The organism is Sphingomonas adhaesiva, from assembly GCF_036946305.1.
Lineage (GTDB): Bacteria > Pseudomonadota > Alphaproteobacteria > Sphingomonadales > Sphingomonadaceae > Sphingomonas > Sphingomonas adhaesiva_B.
Genome location: NZ_JAQIJJ010000003.1, coordinates 424,708 through 449,635, shown reverse-complemented (window position 1 = coordinate 449,635; position 24,928 = coordinate 424,708). Strand labels below are relative to the sequence as shown.

Below are 24,928 nucleotides of genomic sequence, written 5' to 3'. Positions count from 1 at the left end.
AACCCTGGACCCCGGGTCAAGCCCGGGGTGACGAAGGATGCCCCTCCCCTCAGCGGTCGAGGCGGTGTTCGCCCTTGACCCAGCGGACGGTGCCCGACGACGCGCGCATCACGACGCTCTCGGTGGTCATCACCTTGCCCTTGCGCTTGACGCCGGCGAGCAGCGAGCCGTCGGTCACGCCGGTCGCGGCGAAGATGCAGTCGCCCTTCGCCAGATCCTTGAGGTCGTACTGGCGGTCGAGGTCCTCGATCCCCCATTTGCGCGCGCGGGCACGCTCGTCGTCGTTGCGGAACAGCAGGCGGCCCTTGAACTGGCCGCCGACGCAGCGCAGCGCGGCGCACGCCAGCACGCCCTCCGGGGCGCCGCCCGACCCCATATAGACGTCGATCGTCGTGTCCGGATCGGTGGTGGCGATCACGCCCGCGACGTCGCCGTCGCCGATCAGCACCACGCCGCAGCCGAGCGCGCGCAGCTCGGCGATCAGCGCCTCGTGCCGGGGACGGTCGAGGACGCAGGCGATGATGTCCTTGGGCTGGACGCCCTTGGCCGCCGCGATCGCCTTCACGTTCTCGGTCGGCGAGCGGTCGAGGTCGATGACGCCCGCGGGCAGGCCCGGGCCGACCGCCAATTTGTCCATATAGACGTCGGGCGCATTCAGCAGCCCGCCGGCCTCCGCGATCGCCAGCACGGCGAGGCTGTTCGGCCCCGACTTGGCGCAGATCGTGGTGCCCTCCAGCGGATCGAGCGCGATGTCGATGGCGGGGCCGGTGCCGGTGCCGACCTTCTCGCCGATGTAGAGCATCGGCGCCTCGTCGCGCTCGCCCTCGCCGATGACGACGGTGCCGTCCATGTCGAGTTCGTTGAGCGCGGCGCGCATCGCCTCGACCGCGGCGGCGTCCGCGGCCTTTTCGTCGCCGCGACCGGTCAGCGTCGAGGCGGCGATCGCCGCGGCTTCCGTCACGCGCACCATTTCGAGCACGAGAACGCGGTCGAGTACCTTGCTGGCGGTCGTCGTCGTCATGCTCGTGCCTGCCCCTACATCATTGATCGTTAAACGCGTTTAACGGGCTTAGAAGACACAAGCGTGACGGACAAGCCCGTTGATCGCACGGACGTATCGATCAATCCCGCAACAATTCGTTGATGCTGGTCTTGCTGCGGGTCTGCGCGTCGACGCGCTTGACGATGACCGCGCAATAGAGGCCGAGGTTGCCGCCGGTCGAGCCGGGCACGACGACCGCATAGGGCGGCACCTCGCCGCGGAACACCTCGCCGGTGGCGCGGTCGATGATCTTGGTCGAGGCGCCGAGATAGACGCCCATCGACAGCACCGCTCCCTCGCCGACGCGGACGCCCTCCGCCACTTCCGATCGCGCGCCGATGAAGGCGCCGTCACCGATGATGACGGGATCGGCCTGTAGCGGCTCCAGCACGCCGCCGATCCCGGCGCCGCCGGAGATGTGGACGTTCCGCCCGATCTGCGCGCAGCTGCCGACGGTGGCCCAGGTATCGACCATCGTCCCCTCGCCGACATAGGCGCCGATGTTGACGAAGCTGGGCATCAGCACCGCACCCCTGGCGACATGCGCGCCGCGGCGCACGACGCTTCCCGGGACCGCGCGGAAGCCGGCGGCGCGGAACTCCGCCTCGCCCCAGCCGGAGAATTTGCTCGGCACCTTGTCGAACCAGTGGCCGGCACCGGGGCCGTTATCGATCAGCGTGTTGTCGTTGAGGCGGAAGCTGAGCAGCACCGCCTTCTTGAGCCACTGGTTGACCTGCCAGCCGCCGTTGCCGTCCGGCGCCGCGACGCGGGCCTCGCCCGAATCGAGCAGCGCCAGCGCGCGGTCGACCGCCTGGCGCACCTCGCCCTGGGTGTTGAGGTCGAGCGCCGCGCGGTCTTCCCAGGCGGCGTCGATCGTGGCGGCGAGGTCGGTGGTCATCATTCCTCCAGCAGGGATTCGAGCCAGGCGGTGACGTCGGTGACGCGCACGTCGACATAGGCGCGGTCGCGGTCGTGGTCCTGCTCGGACCCGTTGTCGACCCAGACCGTCGTCATGCCGATCGCCTTGGCGGGTTTCAGGTTGCGCGCCATGTCCTCGACGAACAGGGCGCGGGTGGGATCGATGCCGAAGGCGGCGCACAGCCCGGCATAGGCGGACGCCGCGGGCTTGGGCATCAGGTCCATCGCATGGATGTCGTGCACCGCCTCGAAGCTGGCGCCCAGGCCGAGGCGGTCGAGCACCTTCAAGGCATAGGGCTTGTCGCCGTTGGTGAAGACCAGCTTGCGCCCGGGCAGCTTCGCGAGCGCGGCGGCGAGCGGGGCGTTCTCCTCCAGCACGTCCATCTCGATATCGTGGACGTAGGTGAGGAAATCGGCCGGGTCGATCTCATGCTCCGCCATCAGCCCGGCGAGCGTGGTGCCGTGGTTCAGGAAATGCTGCTTCTGGACGCGGCGCGCCTCGATCGGGTCGAGGTCGAGCAGGCGGGCGACATAGTCGGTCATCTTCGCATCGATCAGCGCGAAGAGATTGGCGCGCGCCGGATAGAGCGTGTTGTCCAGATCGAAGATCCAGGTGTCGATATGGGCGAACGCGGGCGGCATCGCGGCGGGCGTGTAGTGGGTTTTGCGGCTACGCGGAAGCCACCTGGTCCCGTCACCCCGGACTTGATCCGGGGTCCCGCTTTTCCGCTGGTGGACAGAAGAAGCGGGATCCCGGGTCAAGCCCGGGATGACGGTAGAATAAGAGACTGGTATCGAAACGCAACCGACCCCATGTTCCTCGCATGACCCGATATTCGCTGCTCGACCTCGTCCCCGTCACCGACACCGGCACGGTGGCGACGGCGCTCGCCAACGCCGCGGACCTCGCGCGCCATGCCGAGGCGTGCGGCTATTCGCGCTATTGGGTGGCGGAGCATCACGGGATGGAGGGGATCGCGTCCGCCGCCACCGCGGTGGTGCTGGCGCATGTCGGGCAGGCAACGTCGTCGATCCGCATCGGCGCGGGCGGGATCATGCTGCCCAATTCGGCGCCGTTGCAGATCGCGGAGCAGTTCGGCACGCTCGACGCGCTGTTCCCGGGGCGCATCGACCTTGGCCTCGGCCGTGCGCCCGGGTCCGACCAGCGCGTGGCGCAGGCGCTGCGACGCAACCTGAACAGCGACGCCAACCAATTTCCCAACGATGTCGTCGAGTTGCAGAGCTATTTCGCCGATGACGGGCGCACCGGCATCCGCGCGACGCCGGGCGCCGGCGCGAGCCCGCAGATGTGGATCCTCGGCTCCAGCCTGTTCGGGGCGCAGCTGGCCGCGGTCCTGGGGCTGCCCTATGCGTTCGCGTCGCATTTCGCGCCCGATGCGCTGGATCAGGCGCTGGCGATCTATCGCCGCGACTTCCGGCCGTCGGCGGTGCTGGAGCGGCCCTATGCGATGGCCGGGTTCAACGTGTTCGCGGCGGAAACGCATGACGAGGCGGAGCTGCTGGCGTCGTCGCAGCAACAGTCGTTCGTGGCGCTGCGCACCGGCAATCCGGGCAAGATGCGCCCGCCGGTGGAGGGGTATCGGCAATCGCTGCCGCCGTCGCATGCGGCGATCCTGGACCATGTGCTGTCGGCGAGCGCGATCGGCACCCGCGACGCAGTGGCGCGCGGCATTGCGGCGTTCGTGGAACGGACCGGCGTGGACGAGGTGATGGTGACGAGTGCGATCTACGACCATCAGGCGCGCAAGCGATCGGTGGCGATCGCGGCGGAGGCGATGGCGGAGGTGCGGGCGGCGGCGTGAGTGGGTCGTCACCCCGGGCTTGTCCCGGGGTCCATCGTGCCGCGAGCGCCGCGGTGGCAGCTTGCGCGGAACCATGGATGCCGGGTCAGGCCCGGCATGACGACAACAGCGGGGCAAGGGTTGCCCGCCACACGATCGTCACCCCGGACTTGATCCGGGGTCCCGCTTTGTTTCCAACGTTGCAGAAGAAGCGGGACCCCAGCTCAAGGCCGGGGTGACGGCGGTCAGGCGTTCGGCAGCCATTCCTCCAGGATCGCATTCACCTTCTCGGGCGCTTCCTGCTGCACCCAGTGCGAGACGCCCGGCAGGCGGCGGATCGTCAGGTCGGGGACGAAGCGGTCGGTGCCGTCGAGCGTCTCCAGCCCCAAGGCGGTGTCCTGCTCGCCCCAGACGATCAGCGTCGGCACCTCGACCCGGCCGCCATTGGCCAGCGCCAGCCCCTCGCGGTGGCGCGCGGCGGCGCGGTACCAGTTGATCATCGCGGTCATCGCGCCGGGGCGCTGCGCCGCCTTGGCATAGACGTCGGTCACCTCGGGCGGGAAGCGCGACTTGTCGACCGCCATGCCGTGGAAGGCACGGCGGATCGCCGCGGCGTCGCGCGCCAGCATGAACCGCTCCGGCAGCCACGGCAGCTGGAAGAAGGCCATGTACCAGCTGCGCTTGCGCTGCGCCTTGTGCTTCAGCGCCTCCGCGAAGCAGCGCGGGTGCGGCAGGTTCATCACCACCAGCCGCTCGATCGGGCGGGCGCGGTTGATCGCGAACAGCCACGCGATCGCGCCGCCCCAGTCGTGCGCCACCAGCGTCAGCTTCTTCGCCCCGCTGGCGTCGAACAGCGCGGCGGCATCCTCCACGATGCGGTCGGCGCGATAGGCGGCGACGCCGTCGGGCCGTGACGATCCGCCATAGCCGCGCTGGTTGGGCGCCCAGACGCGATAGCCCTTCGCCGCCAGCAGCGGCATCTGGTAGCGCCACGAATAGTTCAGCTCGGGGAAGCCGTGGAGGCAGAGCGCGAGGTGATCGCCCTCCCCAGCCTCCGCCACCTCGAACGTCAGGCCGTTGGCGGCGACCTCGCGCAGCCGGATGCCGCTGGCGGGGTCCGGCTGCCAGCCGGGCGTCACGCCGCGGACCGGCTGATCTGGGTGTGCGGGATCACGCCGGAGAAATTGGGGACGTCGGCCTGCACCTCGGCGCTGCGCGGGTTGGCCATCGCCTGCTGGAACGCCTCCATCGACGCGAATTCGAGCTGCGCGATCGCGGCGAAGGCGGGATCGCCCGCGAGGCCGGCGAGCGCATAATGGACCGACACGCCGGTCACCGCATCGCCCCACACCTCGCGCGCCAGCGGGATGTGACGCTCCAGATAATAGGTTTCGTCGAACGGCTTGGCCGCGTCAAAGGGATAGGCGACGGTGAGCGTGACCATGATCGGCTTCCTTCCTCTCGGCCGCCGCACGATCCCGCTACCCGGTTGATTCGCTGCCCGACCGCAGGCATCATAACTTTCGTTACGGCGGATTGAAAAGGCCGGGCGAGAGGAGCGGTTATGACGGAACGCAAGCGCGCCTGTATCATCGGCGCGGGCTGTTCGGGGTTCACCACGGCCAAGCGGCTGAAGGACGAGGGCATTTCCTTCGACTGTTTCGAGATGTCGGACGATGTCGGCGGCAATTGGTATTATCAGAACCCCAACAATCGCTCCGCCTGCTACCAGAGCCTGCACATCGACACGTCGAAATGGCGGCTGGCGTTCGAGGATTATCCCGTCCCCGCGGACTGGCCCGATTTCCCCAGCCACGCGCAATTGTGGCAGTATTTCAAGGATTACGTCGACCATTTCGGGCTGCGCGAGGCGATCACCTTCAACACCGCGGTGACGAACGCGACGCGGCAGCCAGGCGGCGGCTGGCGCGTGACGCTGTCGACCGGCGAGACGCGCGAGTATGACGTGCTGTTCGTGTGCAACGGGCATCATTGGGACCCGCGCATCCCCGCCTATCCGGGGACGTTCGACAATCCGCATTTCCACGCGCACGACTATCGCACACCCTATGATCCGGTCGACTTGCGCGGGCGCAACGTGGTCGTCGTCGGCATGGGCAATTCGGCGATGGATATCGCCAGCGAGCTGTCGCAGCGGCATGTCGCGGGCAATCTGTGGGTCGCGGCACGGCGCGGCGTGTGGGTGCTGCCCAAGATGGCGGGCGGCAAGCCGATGGACAAATCGGCGATCCCGCCGTGGTTTCCGCGCAAGCTGGGCAAGGCGCTGGCACGGCGCAAGATCAAGCAGCTGGTCGGGCGGATGGAGGATTACGGCCTGCCGACGCCGGACCACGAGCCGCTCGACGCGCATCCGTCCGTTTCGGGCGAATTCCTGACGCGCGCAAGCTGTGGCGACATCAAGTTCAAGCCCAATATCAAGGCGCTGGAGGGCCGCTACGTCCGGTTCGAGGACGACAGCGTCGAGCCGGTGGACGCGATCGTCTATGCCACCGGGTACAAGATCAGCTTCCCCTTCTTCGACGATCCGGCGCTGCTGCCCGACAAGGACAATCGCTTTCCGCTGTTCAAGCGGATGGTGATCCCGGGCATCCACGACCTGTTCTTCATGGGGCTGGCGCAGCCGCTGCCGACGCTGGTGAACTTCGCCGAGCAGCAGTCGAAGCTGGCGGCGGGGTTCCTGGCCGGGCGCTACGTGCTGCCGGAGGTGGAGGAGATGCGACGCATCACCGCACGCGACGAGGAGGTGGAGCTGGGCGATTACTACCAATCCGCGCGGCACACGATCCAGGTCGATTTCGGGCGCTATGTCGCGGATCTGCACAAGGAGATCGCGGCGGGCGAGAAGCGGGCCGGCATCGGTCAGAAGGTGGCGGCGTGAGGGGTGTGCCCCTTCGTCATGCCGGACTTGTTCCGGCATCCAGGGTTACGCGCACATCGTGGGCCTTTGGTGCGTGGAACCCTGGACCCCGGAACAAGTCCGGGGTGACGAAGTGAGTGCGGCGATGACGGGGCTGACCCACGAGGATCGCGGCGCGTTGGTCGACTCCGTCCGCCGTCTGCTCGCGGATCGCTGCACCGAAGGTGACGTGCGGCGGATCATGGACGGCGAGACGGGGCACGACCCCGACCTGTGGCGTGCGCTGGCGGAGATGGGAGTGCCGGGCCTCATGATCGCCACGGCGCAGGGCGGCGCGGGGTTGGGCGCGGTCGAGCTGGGGCTGGTGATGGAGGAGGTCGGCGCGGCGCTGCTCCCCGCCCCGCTGCTGTCGTGCGTGATCGCGGCGGCAGCGCTGGCCGACAGCGACGCGACGGACCTGCTGGCGGGGATCGCGGACGGGTCGCGCATCGCGACGGTCGCGTTCTCAGGCTCGGACGATTGGACCGGGCGTGGCGATGTCACCGTCTCCGGCGATCGGGCGAGCGGTACGGCGCGGTTCGTCACCGATGCCGCGATCGCCGACACGATCCTGATCGCGACCGACGAGGGGGTGTTCCTGCCGCTGCACACGCCGCAGGTGACGGTGCTGCCGGTGTTCGACCGCACGCGACGGATGGCGGACGTGACCTTCGACGGCGCGGTGCGGCGCGTCGGCGATGCGGCGGCGGTGCGCGCCATGCGCGATCTCGCCATCGTGGCGCTGGCCGGGGAACAGGCGGGCATCGCGCGGCGCGTGCTGGAGATGACGGTCGGGTACGCCGCCGAGCGCCACCAGTTCGGGCGCGCGATCGGTAGTTTCCAGGCGGTGAAGCATATGGCGGCTGACCTGCTGCTGGAAAGCGAGAGCGCGACCAGCGCGGCACGCGATGCGGCCGAGCAACTCGCGGCGGGCAGCGCGGAGAAGGACGCGGCGGTGGCGCTGGCCGCCTTCGCCTGCGCCGATGCGGCGGTGCGCTGCACCAAGGATGCGATCCAGATGCACGGCGGGATCGCCTTCACCTGGGCGCATCCGGCGCATCTGTACCTGCGGCGCGCGCGTTCGGCGGCGCAGCTGTTCGGCGCGCCTCCGCTGTGGCGCGACCGCTACCTGACCGCGCTGGAGGCTGTGGCATGACCGACGAGGGGGTACGCAGCGAGGTCGAGGCGTGGCTCGCCGCGCACTGGCAGGGGCTGCCCGCGCATCACGAGAGCTTCGGCCGCGATCCGCGATCCGCGTGGCTGGCGCAGGTGCGCGATGCGGGCTGGGCGGTGCCGCGCTGGTCGCGCGACTGGTACGGGCGCGACCTGTCGAACGAACAGGCCAAGATCGTCGAGCGCGCCTTCGCCGCGGCCGGGGCGCCGGGCGCGGGGCAGGACCGCAGCAACCTGTGGGCGAACACCGCGCTGGCGCACGCGACCGAGGCGTTCAAGCGGGAGATCGTGCCCCAGCTGCTGGCGGGCGAGGTCGGCATGTGCCTGCTCTATTCGGAGCCGGGCGCGGGGTCAGACCTTGCCGCGATCCGCACGCGTGCCGACCGCGTCGAGGGCGGCTGGCGCGTCACCGGGCAGAAGGTGTGGACCTCGGGCGCGGCGGTGGCCGATTACGGCATGCTGATCGCGCGCACCGACTGGGACGTGCCCAAGCATCGCGGGATCAGCTTCTTCTTCCTGCCGATGAAGCAGGACGGGGTCGAGGTGCGCCCGCTGCGCCAGATCACCGACGAGGCGCATTTCAACGAGGTGTTCATTACCGAGGCCTTCGTGCCGGAGGCCAATCTGCTGGGGCCGCTCAACGGCGGCTGGGGCGTGCTCCAGACCGCGCTGGCCTATGAACGGTCGGTGATGGGGGACAATGCGCGCGGGCCGCGATCCGGCGCCGGCGGGCCGAAGGGCGATTTGTCGCTGCTGGGGCTGGCACGCGAGGCGGGAAAGCTGGACGACCCGCTCGTGCGGCAGGAGGTGGCGCAGGCGATCGCGTGGCGCGTGCTCAACAAGCTGAACACCCGGCGCGCCAAGGCGGAGCTGGCGCAGGGCACGTCGTCGTCGATCATGTCGCTGGGCAAGCTGGCGATGAGCCGCATCCTGCACGAGGAGGCGCGCGTGCGCACGCTCCTGCTGGGCGCGGAGAGCCTGCTGGAGGGCGCGGACCATCCGCGGGCGGAGGACGCCAATTTCCTGACGCTCAACGCCTATTTCACCTCGATCGGGGGCGGCACCGATCAGATCCAGCGCAACATCATCGGCGAACGCGTGCTGGGCCTGCCGCGCGAGCCGGAGGTGGATCGCACCGTGCCGTTCCGCGAGGTGCGGGCGGGATAGACCGGGACGCGTCACCCCGGACGTGATCCGGGGTCCCGCTTCCTTGGCGACGTGGGTGAAAAGCGGGACCCCGGCTCAAGGCCCGGGTGACGACGGAGGAGAGGATTTGTGGCACAGCAGCGCAGCATCTTCATCACCGGGGGCGCGTCCGGGATCGGGCTGGCCGCGGTGCGACGGTTCCATCGCGAGGGGTGGCGGATCGGCATCGGCGACATCGACCGCGCCGGGATGGCGCGCGTCGCGGATGAGCTGGGGGTGTTCACCGCGCCACTCGACGTGCGCGATCGCGCGCAATGGGCCGACGCGCTGGGCGGGTTCGTGGCGGCGGCGGGGCGGCTCGACGTGCTGCTCAACAATGCCGGGATCGCGCGGTTCGGCATGTTCGAGGAAGTGTCGCCGGAGGAATCCGACCTTCAGGTCGACATCAACGTGAAGGGCGTGATCAACGGCGCCTATGCCGCGCTGCCGCACCTGAAGGCGATCGGCGGTGCGCGGCTGGTCAACGTGGCATCCTGCGCCGGGCTGTTCGGATCGCCGGGGCTGGCGGTCTATTCCGCGACCAAGTTCGCGGTGCGCGGGCTGTCGGAGGCGCTGGACGCGGAGTTCACGCGCCACGGCGTCGGCGTCGCCTGTGTGATGCCGTGGTTCGTCGAGACGCCGATCCTCGATTCGGGGTCGGCGGGGACCAACCGCACCCTGCGCGACGCCACGTCCGGGCAGGAGGTCTATACCGTCGAGGAAGCGGCCGACGTCATCTGGCAGGCGGTGCACGGGCGCGAGCGCGACTATATCGTCGGCAAGGCGGGAAAGAAGGTGCGCTTCGCCAGCCGCTTCATGCCCGGGCAGATGCGCAGGCGTCTGAAGGCGGCGTTCGCGACCGCGTGAGGTGGTTGTTAAGACGCATGTGCTAGATCGCGCGGGATGTTCGAGATCGTCTTCGACCCCGCGCAACGCGTGCTGCACCTGAAGCTGACCGGCTTCTGGACGATGGAGACCATGGCGCGCTTTGCCAAGGAGCTGCACACGACGTCGACCATGATCTCGGAACGGTATGGCACCTTTGCGACGCTGAGCGACTCGCGCGACTTTCCGATCCAGTCGGCCGAGGTGTCGGAGCGGTTCGAACGCATCCGTGCGCGCGGGCTGGAGGCGAAGTCCGGCCCGACCGCGATCGTCGTCGCCTCGCAATTGAGCAAATTCCAGGCCGAACGCCTGCTGAAGACGAAGCACAACCGCGTGTTCCTCGACAGGGCCGAGGCGGAAGCATGGCTGGCGGAACAGTCCGCATCATGGGGGAAGGACGCGGTGGCGGACGCCTGATCCGCGGTCGCCATCCCCGTGGCGGGGGATGCGTCGAGGCAGCTATGGATCCGTACCTTCGGCTGGAGGCGTGGCGACATACCGGGCTTGCAGACACCTCGGCGAACGAGCGTGACACCGTCGCGGCCACGCCGTGTTCCGGCGAACGCCGGAACCCAGGGTAGCGCAGGACGACGGGCGTTGCGGATCATAACCCTGGGCTCCTGCCTGCGCAGGAGCACGGTGACACGCGGCGCGCCGGTTGCGTCCCATGCGAGGGCGGGTCGCCCCTACCCCCGTCTCCGTTTCTTCCTCGGCCTCGCCTGCGCCTCCAGCGTCGCGAGCAAGGCCGTCGCGGCGGCGGTTTCCGCTTCCTGCTTGCTGGCGCCCTCCGCGGCGACCTCGTCCTTGCCGACGCTGACCTTTACCGTGAAGCGCGGGGCGTGGCCGGGGCCGGAGCGTTCGACCAACGCATAGGCGGGGACGGCGCGGCGGTTGGCGGCGGCCCATTCCTGCAACGCGGACTTGGGATGCTGCGGCGCGCGGTCGCCGGCATGGATGCGGTCGGCCCACAGCCGGCGCACCGCGGCGCGCGCGGCGTCGAGGCCCGCGGTGCGATAGAGCGCGCCGAGCAGCGCCTCCATCACGTCGCCCAGCACATTGTCGCCGTGCTGCGCGCCGTCGTTCTGCGCCTGCTTGCCCAGCCGCACCCGCGCCTCCGCACCGATCGAGCGCGCGACGGCGGCGCACACGGCGCCGGTCACCAGCGCGTTGAACCGCTTCGACAGCGCGCCCTCGGGATCGTCGGGAAAGGTTTCCGACAGCCATTCGGCCATGACGAGGCCCAGCACGCGGTCGCCCAGGAATTCCAGCCGCTCGTAGCTGTCGTCATCATGGCTGGAATGGGTCAGCGCGCGGACGAACAGCGTCGTGTCGTCCGGGCGTGTCCCGAACGACTGTTCGATCCAGTCCTCCAGCGCGGCGGTCAGAAGCCTTGCCCGATGCGGTGGAAGCGCGCGGCGGACACCCAGGTCCACGGCTTCAGCCACTCGGCCGACCCATCGGTCGACCAGAAGGTGAGCAGCGCCTTGCCCTCGATCCGCTCCATCGGGATATAGCCCATCCCCTCCGGCGGGGCGAAGCGGCTGTCGGCGCTGTCGTCGCGATTGTCGCCCATCAGGAAGACGGTGCCGGCGGGGACGCGATAGACGTCGGTATCGTCGGCGCGCGGAATATTCTCCTGGTCCAGCACCTCGTAGCTGCGGCCATTGGGCAGCGTCTCGCGGAAGCGCGGATAGCGGCAGATCGCGGCGCCGGTGGCGTCGACGTCCTGGAACGCGGTACCGCACTTCTCCGCCGGGAAATTGGGGGTGATCGGCACGATGAAATCGGCGACGCGGTCCTTGGGGATCGCGCGGTCGTTCAGGAACAACTGGCCATTGCGCATCTGCACCGTGTCGCCGGGCAGGCCGATCACGCGCTTGATGACGTCGTGATCGTCCGGCCCCATCGAGCGGAACACGACGGTGTCGCCGCGCGTCGGATCGCGCCCGAAGAGGCGCCCTGGGATCAGCGGCAGCCCCCACGGCAGCGACCAGCGCGAATAGCCGTAATTCCATTTCGACACGAACAGATAGTCGCCGATCAGGAGACGCGGCAGCATCGATTCCGACGGGATCGAGAAGGGCGCGAAGATGAAGCTGCGCAGGATGAAGACGAACAGCGCCAGCTTCAGGAGGAAGCGGATCGATTCGCTCGTTTCCGAACGCGCGGGCTTGCCGGTCGCAGCAGGGGTGGCCATGTCGCCCCGCGTCGCCTAACGGCGCGAGCGCGTCAAGCGCCTTGGGCGCCCGCGCACGAAGCGAAAAGGAAGTCGGACATGGCGGACTGGTCTGAGATCGAGGCACTTCCCACCGAGCGTCTGGAGGCGCTGTTCGCGAGCGACCCGGAGCGGTTGCGCCGGCTGTCGCTGGATGTCGCCGGTATCCATTTCGACTGGTCGAAGACGCACCTGACCCCCGACGCGGTGACCGCGTTCGAGGCGCTGGCGAAGCAGGTCGACCTTGCCGGCAAGCGCGAGGCGATGTTCGGCGGGCAACATGTCAACGTGACCGAGGATCGCCCGGTCGAGCACACCGCCGAGCGCGGTGAGGGCAAGGCGGAGAGCGTATCGCGCGCCGCCTCCTATCATGCCCGCATGCGTGCGGTGATCGACGCGATCGAGGCGGATGCGTTCGGCCCGGTGCGCCACGTCCTGCACGTCGGCATCGGCGGCTCCGCGCTGGGGCCGCACCTGCTGGTCGATGCGCTGGGGCGCGACAGCGACCGTTATGACGTGGCGATCGTCTCCAACGTCGACGGCATGGCGCTGGAGGATGTGTTCGAGCGGTTCGACCCCGCGACCACGCTGCTGGCGGTCGCGTCCAAGACCTTCACCACCACCGAGACGATGATGAACGCCGAGAGCGTCATCGCGTGGATGAGCGGTGCGGGCGTCGAGGATCCCTATGGCCGCGTGATCGCGATCACCGCCGCGCCGGACAAGGCGATCGAATGGGGCGTCGACGAGACGCGCGTGCTGCCCTTCTCCGAAGGCGTCGGCGGGCGCTATTCGCTGTGGTCGTCGATCGGCTTCCCCGCCGCGATCAAGCTGGGGTGGGAGCAGTTCCAGGAGCTGCTGGAGGGCGCGGCCGAGATGGACCGCCACTTCCGCCTGTCCGCGCTGCACGAGAATGCGCCCGCGCTCGCGGCGTTCGCGGACCTCTATTATACGCAGGTCCGCGGATGCGAGACGCGCGCGCCGTTCGCCTATGACGAGCGGCTGCGGCTGCTGCCGAGCTATCTCCAGCAGCTGGAGATGGAATCGAACGGCAAGGGGGTGACCGCGGACGGCCAGCCGGTCGGGCGCCCGACCGCGCCGATCACCTGGGGCGGGGTCGGCACCGATGCGCAGCATGCGGTGTTCCAGTTGCTCCACCAGGGCACGCACCTGATCCCGGTCGAGTTCCTGGCGGTGATCGAGCCGGGCGACACGCTGCCCGCGGAGCATCACCGCCAGTTGCTGCTGAACGCGTTCGCGCAGGGTGCGGCGCTGATGAAGGGCAAGCAGGTCGACGATCCCGCGCGCAGCTATCCCGGCGACCGCCCGTCGTCGACGCTGCTGCTCGACCGGCTGGATGCGCGCACATTGGGCGCGCTGATCGCTTTCTACGAGCATCGGACGTTCGTGAACGGCGTACTGCTGGGGATCAATTCGTTCGACCAGTTCGGCGTCGAGCTGGGCAAGGAAATGGCGAAGGCCGCGGCCAAGGGCGGCGGCGACTTCGACCCCTCCACCACCGACCTGATCGCGCGCGCCGGTCTGGCGTAGGAGGCGCGGGACGCTTATGTGTATGGCTCTGCGGAGCCATACACATGCGGATGACCCTCAACCTCGACGACCAGCTTCTCGCCCTTGCGGTCCGGTCCAGCGGAAAGCGGACCCGTAGCGAGGCAATCGAGGAAGCGTTGCGCCGGATGATCGCAATCAACCAGCAGGAAGCGATCCTGTCGTTGCGTGGCATAGGCTGGGAAGGCGACTTGGACGACATGCGGACGAGCAAGTACATTCCCGCGGAATGATCGTTCTCGTCGACTCGAGTGTATGGATCGATCTATTTCGCAGCCGTTCCTCGCCGAGTACTACGGCCTTGGAGTATCTGCTTAGAAAACGGCGTGTCGCGATCGGTGACTTGATCCTGACGGAAGTGCTGCAAGGCTTTACGAGCGACGCGGCTTTCGATCGGGCACGCCAAATCCTGTCGCTGGCGGCACCATTGACGATCGTCGACGATGCGGTCGCGCTTCAAGCCGCCATCAACTACCGCACGTTGCGTGCCCTCGGCATCACCATTCGCAAGACGATCGACACGCTGATCGCCACGCGCTGCATCCTCGATCGCATCCCGCTGTTGTACAGCGACCGCGATTTCGACCCGTTCGTCCAGCATCTCGGCCTCCGGTCGGCGATGGACCTGCCCGGAGTGACCTGAATGCCCGAGTTCGACTACGACCTGTTCGTCATCGGCGCCGGTTCCGGCGGCACGCGCGCGGCGCGCGTGTCGGCGGCGCATGGCGCGCGCGTCGCGGTGGCGGAGGAATATCGCGTCGGGGGCACCTGCGTCATTCGCGGGTGCGTGCCCAAGAAGCTGCTGGTCTATGGCGCGCATTTCGCCGAGGACCTGCGCGATGCGCGCCACTTCGGCTGGGACGTGCCCGACGATTGCAACTTCCACTGGCCGCGGCTGCGCGACAATGTGCTGAAGGAGGTGGACCGGATCAACCAGGCGTACACCACCACGCTGGAGTCGAACGGCGCGGAGATCATCCACCAGCGCGCCACCGTCTCCGGCCCGAACGAGGTGACGCTGGCGGACGGCAGCAAGAAGACCGCGAAGACGATCCTGCTCGCGGTCGGCGCACACCCCGCGGTGCCGGAATGCCCGGGGCATGAACATGGCATCACCTCCAACGAGGCGTTCCATCTGGAGGCGATCCCGAAGCGCATCCTGATCGCGGGTGCGGGCTATATCGCCAACGAGTTCGCGGGCGTGTTCCACCAATTGGGCGCGCACGTCATCCTGATGAACCGGACCAAGGAGATCCTGCGCGGCTACGACCTGCAGATCCGCGACCGGCTGCTCCAGATCAGCATGATGAAGGGGCTGGAATTCCGCTTCGATGCGACGTTCGAGGGCATCGAGAAGCTGGAGGACGGCTGCCTGAAGGTGAACATGGCCAATCACGAACCCGCGATCGTCGACATGGTGATGTTCGCCACCGGCCGTAAGCCGAACACGCGCGGGCTGGGGCTGGAGACGGCCGGCGTCGAGCTGGACGACGTGGGCGCGGTGAAGGTGGACGGCGACAACCGCACCACCTGCCCCTCGATCTACGCCGTGGGCGACGTGACCAACCGCATCCAGCTGACCCCGGTGGCGATCCGCGAGGGTCAGGCGTTCGCGGACAATCTGTTCGGCAAGGGCGGCGCGACGGTCGATTACGACTGCGTGCCCTCCGCGGTGTTCAGCCACCCGCCGCTCGCGGGCGTCGGCATGACCGAGGCGGAGGCGCGGCAGAAGCTGGGGTCGGTCAAGGTCTATTCCAGCGATTTCCGCCCGATGAAGAACGTGCTGGCGGGCCGCGACGAGCGTGCGCTGTACAAGATGGTGTGCGACGGGGAGACCGACCGCGTCGTCGGCATCCACATGATCGGCCCGGACGTGCCGGAGATCATCCAGACCGCCGCGGTGGCGGTGAAGGCGGGGCTGACCAAGGCGCAGTTCGACGCGACGGTGGCGCTGCACCCGACGATGGCGGAGGAGCTGGTGTTGCTGAAATAAGGCGCCGTCACCCCGGGCTTGACCCGGGGTCCCGCTTTCTCTCCGACGCCGCAGAAGAAGCGGGACCCCGGCTCAAGGCCGGGGTGACGTGCTTGCTGGGCTGCCCGACCTATTACGTCATGCCGGACTTGATCCGGCATCCATGGTTCCGCGAACGCTGACACCGGTGCGGTCGCGGTGACATGGACCCCGGGTCAAGCCCGGGGTGACGTTGCTTTCAACCCGCCGCCACCCCGCCCCGCCCGGTCGGGATCACCGCGGCGGTCATCCGGGCGAGGCAGACCAGCCGCCCCTCCTCGTCCTCGATCCGGATCGACCACACCTGGCTGGTCCGCCCGCGCGCCTCCGATCGCGCGGTGGCATAGACGAAGCCGTCGCCGGCGGGGCGGATGTGGTTGGCGTTGATCTCCATCCCCACCGCCGCCGACACGGCCGGGTCGACCGTCATCGCGGCGGCGACCGAGGCCACCGTCTCCGCCAGCGCGACCGAGGCGCCGCCGTGGAGCCGGCCATAGGGCTGCTTCGTCCGCTCGTTCACCGGCATCCGCGCAGTGACCCAGTCGTCGCCGGCCGCGACGAACTCGATGCCGAGGAAGCCCGCCATCGAACCCTCGCCGGTGCGGGTCATCGCCGCGAGATCCGCCGTGCCGGCGTGCCAGATCGTCATGATGTTCCTCCGAAGGGCAGGATGGTGTCGTAGCTCGACAGCGGCGGCGCGCCGGGCACCGTTGCGCCACGGCGCAGCAGGAAGGCGTGGCGGACGATCTCCGCCTGCTGCTCGATCCCGTAGCGTTTCAGCGGCCAACCGGGCCGGACGCCATAATGGTAGCGGCAGAAGGGATGGCGCGCGAGCGGCAGGCAGATGCCGCGCTGATGCTGCCAAATGTGGCACATCTCGTGGATGAACAGCCCCTGCGCATCGAGCGGGGCGGCGGCGAAATCGTCGCGCCACAGCGTGCCTTTGGGATGGAAATGGATGTGCCCGCGCGGCGCCATGACCACGTTCGCGGGCTGGAAGAAGGCCCATTTGCGCCGCACGATCGTGACCGGCGCATAATCGATCGCATCGCCGTAGATCGATCGCGCCAGCGCGACCTCGCCATCGGTGAGCGGGCGCGCGGTCAATGCGGCGCGGCCTCGCCCGCGCCGATCACCCGCGCGGGCGCCTCCACCGCATGGCCGTCGGCGAAGCGGAAGGTGAGCGGCAGCGTGGCGCCGGGCGTTACCGTGGCGGGAACGCCGAACATCATCGCGTGATAGCCGCCCGGCGCCAGCGTCGCGGTACCGCCCGCGGGGACCGGGAGCGCGGCGACCGCGTCCATCGCCATCATGCCATTGCCCGTCATGCGGCTTTCGTGCAGCTCGACACGCGCGACGCCGGGCGCGCCGATCTGCACCAGCTGCGCCGCGGCCGCGCCGCCGTGGAGCGTGGCATAGGCCGCGGCCGGGCGGCCGGGGACGGCGGCGAGGCGGACCCAGGCGTCGGTGACGGTGGGGCGCGCGGGTGCCTGCGAACACCCCGCGATCAGCATGGCGGCGATGATGATCGAGCGGTGCATCGTCTCTCCCCTTCGTTTCCGCTCCGATTAGGGAGCGCCACGGCTGCCTGCAACCACTCGTCATCCCGGACGTGATCCGGGATCCCGCTTTCTTCGCCACCGCATGAAGGAAGCAGCGGGACCCCGGCTCAAGGCCGGGGTGACGAGGATCAGTCGGACCGCCGCCGCGCATCCGCATTCTTCGTGCGCAGCGTTGCCGCCGCGCTGGCGGGGTCGTCGGGCCACGGGTGTCGCGGGTAGCGGCCGCGCATTTCCTTTGCCACCGCGACCCAGCTGCCGCGCCAGAAGCCGGGCAGGTCGCGCGTGGTCTGGATCGGGCGGCCCGCGGGGCTGGTGAGCGACAGGACCAGCGGCACGCGCCCCTCCCCCACCACCGGATGCGTGTCGAGGCCGAACAGCGCCTGCACACGCAGCTCCACGGTCGGCCCGGCCTCCGCGCCATAATCGATCGCATGGGTCGAGCCGGCCGGGCTGGTGAAGGAGGCGGGGGCAAGCCGGTCGACCTGCCGCATCGCGTCCCAGCCGGCGAGATTCCGCAGCGCATCGACCAGTGCGCCGGGCGCGATCGCATCGAGCCGGCGGCGCCCCTCGACCAGCGCAGGCAGCCAGTCGTCGAGCCGGTCGAGCAGCGTCGCATCGTCGAGCGCGACGCCGGCATAAGCCGCGCGGGCGCGCAGCGCGGTCGCGGCGTCGGACCAGGGCAGCAGCGCGATGCCATGCGTGCGCACTCCCTCCACCAGCGCGGTGGCGATCGTCGCGGGGTCGGCGGCGGTGTCGGGGCCGCTCGACAGGCGGATCGCGCCGAGGCGGCGTTCGCGCAGCGGTTGGACCGCGCCGGTCGCGGCGTCGAACGCGGCGGTGCGGCGGGTTTCGAGGCGGTCGGCGACCATCGCCTCCACCTCCGCCGCGTCGATCGCGGCGGCGGAGAGGATGCGCGCACCCGCGGCCATCCCCTGCGTCTCAGCGACCGCGAGCCAGTCGGCGCGTGCCAGCGGCGAGGTGGCGTCGAGGCGGAAGCCGCGCCCGCCCGCCGAGGCCCAGCGCTCGCCGCTCGCGTCGCGGCGCTTCGCGACACGATCGGGGAAGGCGAGCGCAATGCACGCGGCAATGCTGCCCTCCCCGCCCCCACCGCGCACCATGCCGGCCCAGCGGCGCGCGAGGCCGCGCGCGCTCTCCGCCTTCGGCGAACGATCGCCGCGCCAGCGCCGCCAGCGCAGGTCGAGATCGGCATCGCTGCCGCCCAGCCCGCGTTCCTGCAACAGCACCGCCACCTCGGCGGCGAGCCGCTTGTCGGGGGCGAGCAACAGCATGTGCGCGAGGTGCGGCGCCATCGGCAGCGCCGCCATCGCGCGGCCGTGCGCGGTGGGGCGGCCATCGGCGTCGAGCGCGCCGAGCGTGGCGAGCCGCGCGCGCGCCTCCGCCACCGCGGCCTCCGGCGGCGGGTCGAGCCACGCCAGGTCGCGCGGATCGGCCACGCCCCAGATCGCGGTGGCGAGCAGCAAAGCGGAGAGGTCCGCCTCCAGCATCTCGGGCGGGTCGAAGCGCGGCATCCCCGCGGTCGCCGCCTCCTCCCACAGACGATAGGCCACCCCCGGCCCCTGCCGCGCGGCGCGACCGGCACGCTGGGTCGCGGCGGCCTGGCTCTCGCGTTCGGTCACCAGCCGCGTCATGCCCGCGGCGCGGTCGTAGCGCGGGCGGCGCGCAAGGCCGCTGTCCACGACGATGCGGATGCCGTCGAGCGTCAGGCTGGTCTCCGCGATCGAGGTGGCGAGCACCAATTTGCGCGCGCCGTCCGGCTCGGGGCGGATCGCGGCGCGCTGCGCGGCGGGGTCGAGGCTGCCGTGGAGGCGGTGGAGGCGGACGCCGGCGAGGTCGCCGACGCGCTCCGCGGTGCGCTCGATCTCGGCGACGCCGGGCAGGAAGGCGAGCAATCCGCCCTCCGCCTCCGCCAGCGCGCGGCGGATCGCGGCGGCCATGCTGTCCTCGATGCGCGCCTCGGCGGCGCGGCCGATGTGACGCAGGTCGAGCGGATGGCTGCGGCCTTCGCTCTCGACCACCGGGGCGTCCCCCATCAGCGCGGCGAAACGCGCGCCGTCGAGTGTCGCGGACATGGCGACGACGCGCAGGTCGGGGCGCAGCGCGGCCTGCGCATCGAGCGCGAGCGCGAGGCCGAAATCGCCGTCGAGGCTGCGTTCGTGGACCTCGTCGAACAGGATCGCGGACACGCCGGCCAGTTCGGGATCGTCCTGCAACCGCGCGGTCAGGATGCCCTCCGTCACCACCGTGACGCGGGTGGCGGCGGAGCGTTTCGTATCGAGCCGGGTGGCATAGCCGAAGGCGCGACCGACGGCTTCGTCGGCGAGCGCGGCCATCCGCTCGGCGGCAGCGCGCGCGGCGAGGCGGCGGGGCGAGGTGACGAGGATCTCGCCGGTGCACCATGGTTCGGCGAGCAGCGCGGGCGCGACCGCGGTGGTCTTGCCCGCGCCCGGCGGCGCCACCAGCACCGCCGCCGACCGCGCGCGCAGGGCGGCGAGCAGGTCGGGGAGGACGGCGTGGATCGGGAGGGTCATGGAGCGGCCCTAGCGCGGTCGGTGGGGAAGACGAAATCGGCAACCGCCGCCGTGTTCCGGCGAACGCCGGAACCCAGGATCGAGCAGAATGACGCCTGTTGGCGCGGATAACCCTGGGCTCCTGCGTTCGCAGGAGCACGGCGGCGCTATCCGACCCGTCACCCCGGACTCGTTCCGGGGTCCAGGGTTCCGCGCGTCCAACGGCGGTGAGACGCGTAGAACCCTGGATGCCGGGACGAGCCCGGCATGACGGGAGGTAGGTCGTTCCCCGGCGAAGGCCGGGGAACAGGGATCAGACGTGCGCGGTGATGGCCTTCAGATCCACGATCGGGCGCGCGCCGAAATGCTGGATCACCTCCGCGGCGCAGATCGCGCCCAGCGTCAGCGATGCCTCCAGCGACTTGCCGCGCGCCTGACCGTGGAGGAAGCCGGCGGCGAACAGGTCGCCCGCGCCCGTGGTGTCGACCACCTTGTCGATCGGCTGCGCGGGCACCGTCACGCGCTCCCCGCCCGCGATCGCGCAGGCGCCGCGCTCGCTGAGCGTCACCACCACCAGCGGCACCTTGTCCTTGACCGCGGCGATCGCCGCCTCGACGTCCGCCGCCTCGGTCAGCGAGACGATCTCCGCCTCGTTGGCGAACAGCACGTCGATCAATCCGCCATCGATCAGTTCGTGGAAGGCGGCGCGGTGGCGGTCGATCACGAATTCGGCGGACAGCGTGAAGGCGACCTTGCGCCCCGCGGCGCGCGCGATGTCGATCGCGGCGCGCATCGCGGCGCGCGGCTCCTCCGGATCCCACAGATAGCCCTCCAGATAGAGATAGCGCGCGTCCTCGATCAGCGTGGCGTCGAGCGCCTCGGCGGGGAGGTAGTGCGACGCGCCCAGGAAGGTGTTCATCGTGCGCTGGCCGTCCGGCGTCACGAAGATCAGGCAACGCCCGGTCGTCGGCGCCCCGGCGCGCGCGGGCGTGTCGAAGCGGATGCCCGCGGCGCGGATGTCGTGCGCGAAGACCTCGCCCAGCTGGTCGTCGGCGACCTGGCCGATGAAGGCGCACGGGCTGCCCAGCACCGCCATCCCCGCGATCGTGTTCGCCGCGGAGCCGCCCGACACCTCCTGCCCCGGCCCCATCTTTGCATAGAGCGCGTCGGCCTCCTCCGGCGAGAAGACCAGCGCCATCGCGCCCTTGGTCATGCCGTTGTCGGCGACGAAGGCGTCCTCGGCGGGGGACAGGATGTCGACGATGGCATTGCCGATGGCGACGACGTCGTAACGGGGTTCGGTCAACGGTAGGCCTTTCGAAAGAACAACATCCGTTCGCCCTGAGGAGAGGCTGAGCCTGTCGAAGCCTCGTCTCGAAGGGCACGCGCCACGCATGTGCTTCGAGACGGCATTTCGACAGGCTCAATGCCTCCTCAGCACGAACGGCTGGGGATGATCGGGCAGCGGGTAAAGTGCGCGTGAGGCTTGCGCAACCGTCGTGGCGGCCGCATCGCTGTGCGGGCATGATCCGCGCCTTTCTCCTGTCGCTCGGCCAGCTTGGCGATCCGCCGGTGCTGCGCGTGCTGGCGGCGTCGCTGGCGATCACGCTCGCGCTGTTCGTCGCGCTGGGCACCGCGCTGTGGTGGGGGATCGACGCGGCGCTCGCCGGGTGGACGTGGCACGGGACGCTGGCGGGGATCGCCGCGACGCTGGCGACGGTGCTGGCCGGATGGCTGCTGTTCCGCGCGGTCGCGATGCTGGTGGTGGGGCTGTTCGCCGACACGATCGTCGCCGCGGTGGAGCGGCGGCATTATCCCGATGCGCTTGCGACCGCGCGCGCGGTCCCGTTCCACCGCGGCGTCGCGATGGGGCTGGCGTCGGCGGGACGGTTCGTGGCGGTCAACGTCGCGCTGGCGCCGCTCTACCTGCTGCTGCTGCCGACCAGCGTGGGGACGCCGATCGCCTTTTCCACCGCCAACGCCTGGCTGCTGGGGCGCGACCTGGGGGATATGGTGGCGGCGCGGCACATGGATGCCGCGGCGATGCGGGGCTGGCGTGCGGCGACCGCGGGGCGGCGCTTCGCGCTGGGGCTTGCGGGGACCGCGCTGTTCGTGGTTCCGCTGGTCAACATCCTCGCCCCCATATTGGGCGCGGCGATGGCGACGCACCTTTTCCACGGGACCCGCCGATGAAGCCTGTTGCCGCTTTCCTGCTGCTCGCCCCGCTGGCGGCGTGCGCCACCGACACCGCGGGCACGCAGACGGCGCGCCCGGTGCTGGCGCCGATCCCGCAGGCGGGGTTGCAGACGGTGATGGGGCAGGATGCCGCCGCGCTGGTCCGCGGCTTCGGCACGCCCGACGCCGATGTGCGCGAGGGGACCGCGAGGAAGCTGCAATTCTCCAGCGCGATCTGCATCATGGACGCCTATCTCTATCCCGCGAAGACGGGCGCGGAGCCGCGCGTGACCTGGGTCGACACGCGCCAGCGCGACGGCAGCGCGATCGATCGCGCGAGCTGCGTCGCGGCGCTGTCGCGGCGGACCGGGGGCAAGTGACACACCCCCAAACCCTGGCGGTCGAGGCCGCCGGGCTGGTCAAGCGCTACGGCACGCGGCGCGTCGTCGACGGCGTCGACCTCAGCGTGCCGACGGGCGCGATCTATGGCGTGCTCGGCCCCAATGGCGCGGGGAAGACGACGACGCTGCGCATGATGCTGGGGATCATCGAGCCGGACGAAGGCACGCGCACGCTGCTGGGCGCGGACCATCCGCGCGACGCCAGCGACCGCGTCGGCTATCTGCCCGAGGAGCGCGGGCTGTATCCGGCGATGAAGGCGCGCGAGGCGATCGCCTTCATGGCCGCGCTGCGCGGGCTGGACTGGCGCACCGGGCGGGCGCGGGCGGGCGAGCTGCTGGAAGCGGCCGGGCTGGCGCATGCCGCCGACCAGAAGATCCGCAAGCTGTCCAAGGGGATGGCGCAGCTGGTCCAGCTGCTGGGATCGGTGGTGCATCGCCCCGACCTGCTGGTGCTGGACGAGCCGTTTTCCGGGCTGGATCCGGTCAATCAGGAGCGGCTGGAGGCGCTGATTCTGGCCGAGCGCGACCGCGGGGCGACGATCCTGTTCTCCACCCATGTCATGGCGCATGCGCAGCGCTTGTGCGACCGGCTGGCGATCATCGCCGGCGGGCGGCGGCGGTTCGAGGGCACGGTGGACGAGGCGCGCGGCCACCTGCCGCAGCAGGTGCATTACGTGCCGCACCACCCCGACGCGGCGATCGCCGCGCTGCTGCCGCCGGATGCGCAGGCGGAGGGCGACGGCTGGCGCTTCCAGCTGCCGGCGGAAGGGGTCGAGGGGTTGCTGACGCGGCTGATCGATGCGGGGCACGGGATTTCGGGGCTGTCGATCGAGCGGCCCGGGTTGCACGAAGCGTTCGTGCGGATCGTGGGCGAGGCGGCCTCCGATGACCGCCACCCCGGACGTGAAGGGTCCCGCCTGGTGCCGGCGGCCGGAGAAGAAGCGGGACCCCGGGTCGGGCCCGGGGTGACGGGAGAGGGGAGATGACGCTCCATCGTCATGCCGGACTTGATCCGGCATCCAGCGCGCCGCAAACGCTGAGACCGCAGCATCCGCGGCACCCTGGACCCCGGGTCAAGCCCGGGGTGACGGGCGAGGCGCGGCCGGGGGCAAGATCGTCGCGTATGTCTCCACCGTGCTCCTGCGCAGGCAGGAGCCCAGGGTTGCGGGTCCCATCAAACGCGGTTCTGCATGATCCTAGGTTCCGCGCATACTCCGCGTCGTCCTGCTTGACCCTGGGTTCCGGCGTTCGCCGGAACACGGCGGCGATGCGCGCATGACCCGGCTGCACCGCCAGATCCGCCAGACGCTGACGATCGCGCGTCGCGACTTCATCGCGACGGTGTTCACCCCCGTCTTCCTGCTGTTCCTGTTCGCGCCGCTGATCATGGTGTCGTTCAGCTCGCTCGGTGCGCTCGGCGCGATCAATGCCACCAAGGGGAATGCGCAGGCCGAGCGGATCGTCGCGATCCTGCCGCCGGGCGAGGCGCGCGCGCTCGCCGCCGCCGATGCGCGGCTGCGCCCGCTGCTGGGCGGCGACCACCGGCCACCGTCGCTTCAGCTGCGCCCGCCCGAGGGAGACCCGGAGGCGCAGGCGCGGCGCGCGCTGACCAACCCGCATGTCGATGTCGCGGCGGTGCTGCGCGGATCGCTCGACCGCCCCGTCATCCTCCACGATGCGGGCGATGGCGATGCGGCGCGCTACCTCGCCGCCGCCGCGCGCGATGCGGCGCTGGCGCTGCGCGCGCCCGTCCCCGGCGAGGCGGTGCTGGAACGCGTCGCCCGCGCCGCGCCCTCGCCACAGGCACGCGGCGCATCGGGGTTCTTCGCGGTGTTCGGCATCTTCTTCCTGACCCTGTTCCTGTCCGGCCAGGTCGTCGGCACGATGGCGGAGGAGCGCAACAACAAGGTGATCGAGGTGCTGGCCGCCGCGGTGCCGCTGGAGAGCGTGTTCCTGGGCAAGCTGCTGGGCATGTTCGGGGTCGCCTTGCTGTTCGTCGCCTTCTGGGGCGTGGTGGTGACGCAGGTCGGCGCGCTGCTGCCCGGCGACATGGGCGCGGACCTCGCGGCGCTGGCGCCTGCGGTCGGCAAGGCGGGGTTCGTGATGCTGTTCGGCGCCTATTTCACCACCGCCTATCTGCTGCTCGGCTCGGTCTTCCTAGGCGTCGGCGCGCAGGCATCGACGATGCGCGAGATCCAGATGCTGTCGCTGCCGATCACCGTGTTGCAGGTGGCGATGTTCGCGCTCGCCTCCGCCGCGGTGGCGAACCCCGGCACCCCGCTGGCGCTGGCGGCGGAACTGTTCCCGCTCTCCTCGCCGTTCGCGATGGCGGGGCGCGCCGCTTCCTCGCCGGAGGTGTGGCCGCATGTCGCGGCGCTGGCGTGGCAGCTGCTGTGGGTGTCGCTGTTCATCGTCACCGGCGCGCGCGCCTTTCGCCGCGGGGTGCTCCAGTCGGGCAGCGCGCGCCCGGCGTGGCGAAGCAGGATCGGGCGACGGTTCTTTACCATTCGCCGCAAGACCATTGACACGGATGTCAGTTAGGTTT

General features: G+C 70.1%; 26 protein-coding genes. 14 read left to right on the top strand and 12 right to left on the bottom strand.

What is annotated here, in order from left to right; all coding sequences use genetic code 11:
* Window positions 1-49: 49 nt before the first annotated feature.
* The 3 genes from glpX to PGN14_RS05645 all read right to left on the bottom strand — a co-directional run bounded on the left by glpX (window position 50) and on the right by PGN14_RS05645 (window position 2,602).
* Complete coding sequence (glpX, locus tag PGN14_RS05655) at window positions 50-1,021, bottom strand: class II fructose-bisphosphatase (RefSeq protein ID WP_335298446.1); 972 nt, start codon at window positions 1,019-1,021, stop codon at window positions 50-52.
* 100 nt (window positions 1,022-1,121) lie between these two features.
* On the bottom strand, window positions 1,122-1,940 hold the full coding sequence (gene dapD, locus PGN14_RS05650) for a 2,3,4,5-tetrahydropyridine-2,6-dicarboxylate N-succinyltransferase (protein WP_335298592.1): 819 nt from the start codon (window positions 1,938-1,940) through the stop codon (window positions 1,122-1,124).
* Window positions 1,940-2,602, bottom strand: a complete 663-nt coding sequence (locus PGN14_RS05645; protein WP_335298445.1) for a pyrimidine 5'-nucleotidase — start codon at window positions 2,600-2,602, stop codon at window positions 1,940-1,942. The genes dapD and PGN14_RS05645 overlap by 1 nt, the downstream gene beginning before the upstream one ends.
* A 182-nt stretch (window positions 2,603-2,784) precedes the next feature.
* On the opposite strand from PGN14_RS05645, the gene PGN14_RS05640 reads away from it, so the two are divergent.
* A complete protein-coding gene (locus tag PGN14_RS05640; RefSeq protein ID WP_335298444.1) occupies window positions 2,785-3,783 on the top strand; it encodes an LLM class flavin-dependent oxidoreductase in 999 nt (332 codons plus the stop codon).
* A 224-nt stretch (window positions 3,784-4,007) separates the two neighbouring features.
* Here PGN14_RS05640 and PGN14_RS05635 read toward each other — a convergent pair whose 3' ends face one another.
* Both PGN14_RS05635 and PGN14_RS05630 read right to left on the bottom strand, forming a co-directional pair.
* On the bottom strand, window positions 4,008-4,901 hold the full coding sequence (locus tag PGN14_RS05635) for an alpha/beta fold hydrolase (protein WP_335298443.1): 894 nt from the start codon (window positions 4,899-4,901) through the stop codon (window positions 4,008-4,010).
* Window positions 4,898-5,206 carry an EthD family reductase gene (locus tag PGN14_RS05630; protein WP_335298442.1) on the bottom strand — a complete coding sequence of 103 codons (309 nt, stop codon included), beginning with the start codon at window positions 5,204-5,206 and terminating at the stop codon, window positions 4,898-4,900. Before PGN14_RS05630 ends, PGN14_RS05635 begins: the two co-directional genes overlap by 4 nt.
* A gap of 120 nt (window positions 5,207-5,326) precedes the next feature.
* Here PGN14_RS05630 and PGN14_RS05625 point away from each other — a divergent pair, with 120 nt between their 5' ends.
* From PGN14_RS05625 to PGN14_RS05605, 5 genes are all read left to right on the top strand, one after another.
* A complete protein-coding gene (locus tag PGN14_RS05625) occupies window positions 5,327-6,661 on the top strand; it encodes a flavin-containing monooxygenase (protein WP_335298441.1) in 1,335 nt (444 codons plus the stop codon).
* Window positions 6,662-6,785: 124 nt separating this feature from the next.
* Window positions 6,786-7,835, top strand: coding sequence for an acyl-CoA dehydrogenase family protein (locus tag PGN14_RS05620; RefSeq protein WP_335298440.1), 1,050 nt, complete (start codon window positions 6,786-6,788; stop codon window positions 7,833-7,835).
* Window positions 7,832-9,019: an acyl-CoA dehydrogenase family protein gene (locus tag PGN14_RS05615; RefSeq protein WP_335298439.1), complete on the top strand. Its 1,188-nt coding sequence runs from the start codon at window positions 7,832-7,834 to the stop codon at window positions 9,017-9,019. The genes PGN14_RS05620 and PGN14_RS05615 overlap by 4 nt, the downstream gene beginning before the upstream one ends.
* Window positions 9,020-9,127: 108 nt before the next feature.
* Window positions 9,128-9,904 carry an SDR family oxidoreductase gene (locus PGN14_RS05610; RefSeq protein ID WP_335298438.1) on the top strand — a complete coding sequence of 259 codons (777 nt, stop codon included), beginning with the start codon at window positions 9,128-9,130 and terminating at the stop codon, window positions 9,902-9,904.
* Window positions 9,905-9,940: 36 nt separating this feature from the next.
* Window positions 9,941-10,339, top strand: coding sequence for a hypothetical protein (locus PGN14_RS05605; protein WP_335298437.1), 399 nt, complete (start codon window positions 9,941-9,943; stop codon window positions 10,337-10,339).
* 269 nt (window positions 10,340-10,608) lie between these two features.
* On the opposite strand, the gene rnc is transcribed toward PGN14_RS05605, so the two are convergent.
* The gene (gene rnc, locus PGN14_RS05600) at window positions 10,609-11,307 is read right to left on the bottom strand and encodes a ribonuclease III (RefSeq protein ID WP_335298591.1); all 699 of its coding nucleotides are present in this window, start codon (window positions 11,305-11,307) and stop codon (window positions 10,609-10,611) included.
* Window positions 11,304-12,119 (bottom strand): signal peptidase I, encoded by an 816-nt coding sequence (gene lepB, locus PGN14_RS05595; RefSeq protein WP_335298436.1) that lies wholly within the window; start codon window positions 12,117-12,119, stop codon window positions 11,304-11,306. The genes rnc and lepB overlap by 4 nt, the downstream gene beginning before the upstream one ends.
* 78 nt (window positions 12,120-12,197) lie before the next feature.
* Here lepB and pgi point away from each other — a divergent pair, with 78 nt between their 5' ends.
* The 4 genes from pgi to gorA are packed head-to-tail and all read left to right on the top strand — an operon-like array spanning window position 12,198 to window position 15,699.
* A complete protein-coding gene (pgi, locus tag PGN14_RS05590) occupies window positions 12,198-13,688 on the top strand; it encodes a glucose-6-phosphate isomerase (RefSeq protein ID WP_335298435.1) in 1,491 nt (496 codons plus the stop codon).
* Between the two features lie 50 nt (window positions 13,689-13,738).
* A complete protein-coding gene (locus PGN14_RS05585; RefSeq protein WP_335298434.1) occupies window positions 13,739-13,939 on the top strand; it encodes a type II toxin-antitoxin system VapB family antitoxin in 201 nt (66 codons plus the stop codon).
* Entirely contained in the window at window positions 13,936-14,349 is a 414-nt protein-coding gene (vapC, locus tag PGN14_RS05580) for a type II toxin-antitoxin system VapC family toxin (RefSeq protein ID WP_335298433.1), read from the top strand. The genes PGN14_RS05585 and vapC overlap by 4 nt, the downstream gene beginning before the upstream one ends.
* On the top strand, window positions 14,350-15,699 hold the full coding sequence (gene gorA, locus PGN14_RS05575; protein WP_335298432.1) for a glutathione-disulfide reductase: 1,350 nt from the start codon (window positions 14,350-14,352) through the stop codon (window positions 15,697-15,699).
* Window positions 15,700-15,916: 217 nt separating this feature from the next.
* Here the strand turns inward: gorA and PGN14_RS05570 are convergent, their stop codons facing one another.
* From PGN14_RS05570 to PGN14_RS05550, 5 genes are all read right to left on the bottom strand, one after another.
* Complete coding sequence (locus PGN14_RS05570; RefSeq protein WP_335298431.1) at window positions 15,917-16,366, bottom strand: hotdog fold thioesterase; 450 nt, start codon at window positions 16,364-16,366, stop codon at window positions 15,917-15,919.
* The gene (locus tag PGN14_RS05565) at window positions 16,363-16,824 is read right to left on the bottom strand and encodes a vgr related protein (RefSeq protein ID WP_335298430.1); all 462 of its coding nucleotides are present in this window, start codon (window positions 16,822-16,824) and stop codon (window positions 16,363-16,365) included. The genes PGN14_RS05570 and PGN14_RS05565 overlap by 4 nt, the downstream gene beginning before the upstream one ends.
* Window positions 16,821-17,258 carry a copper chaperone PCu(A)C gene (locus PGN14_RS05560; RefSeq protein WP_335298429.1) on the bottom strand — a complete coding sequence of 146 codons (438 nt, stop codon included), beginning with the start codon at window positions 17,256-17,258 and terminating at the stop codon, window positions 16,821-16,823. The genes PGN14_RS05565 and PGN14_RS05560 overlap by 4 nt, the downstream gene beginning before the upstream one ends.
* Window positions 17,259-17,407: 149 nt before the next feature.
* A complete protein-coding gene (hrpB, locus tag PGN14_RS05555) occupies window positions 17,408-19,828 on the bottom strand; it encodes an ATP-dependent helicase HrpB (protein ID WP_335298428.1) in 2,421 nt (806 codons plus the stop codon).
* A gap of 292 nt (window positions 19,829-20,120) precedes the next feature.
* On the bottom strand, window positions 20,121-21,113 hold the full coding sequence (locus PGN14_RS05550; RefSeq protein WP_335298427.1) for an adenosine kinase: 993 nt from the start codon (window positions 21,111-21,113) through the stop codon (window positions 20,121-20,123).
* Window positions 21,114-21,331: 218 nt separating this feature from the next.
* Between PGN14_RS05550 and PGN14_RS05545 the strand changes: the two genes are divergently transcribed.
* The 4 genes from PGN14_RS05545 (at window position 21,332) to PGN14_RS05530 (ending at window position 24,924) form a co-directional block, all read left to right on the top strand.
* Window positions 21,332-22,000: an EI24 domain-containing protein gene (locus PGN14_RS05545; RefSeq protein WP_335298589.1), complete on the top strand. Its 669-nt coding sequence runs from the start codon at window positions 21,332-21,334 to the stop codon at window positions 21,998-22,000.
* On the top strand, window positions 21,997-22,362 hold the full coding sequence (locus tag PGN14_RS05540) for a hypothetical protein (protein ID WP_335298426.1): 366 nt from the start codon (window positions 21,997-21,999) through the stop codon (window positions 22,360-22,362). The genes PGN14_RS05545 and PGN14_RS05540 overlap by 4 nt, the downstream gene beginning before the upstream one ends.
* Entirely contained in the window at window positions 22,359-23,369 is a 1,011-nt protein-coding gene (locus tag PGN14_RS05535; protein WP_335298425.1) for an ABC transporter ATP-binding protein, read from the top strand. The genes PGN14_RS05540 and PGN14_RS05535 overlap by 4 nt, the downstream gene beginning before the upstream one ends.
* Window positions 23,370-23,658: 289 nt before the next feature.
* On the top strand, window positions 23,659-24,924 hold the full coding sequence (locus tag PGN14_RS05530) for an ABC transporter permease (RefSeq protein ID WP_335298424.1): 1,266 nt from the start codon (window positions 23,659-23,661) through the stop codon (window positions 24,922-24,924).
* Window positions 24,925-24,928 lie beyond the last annotated feature (4 nt).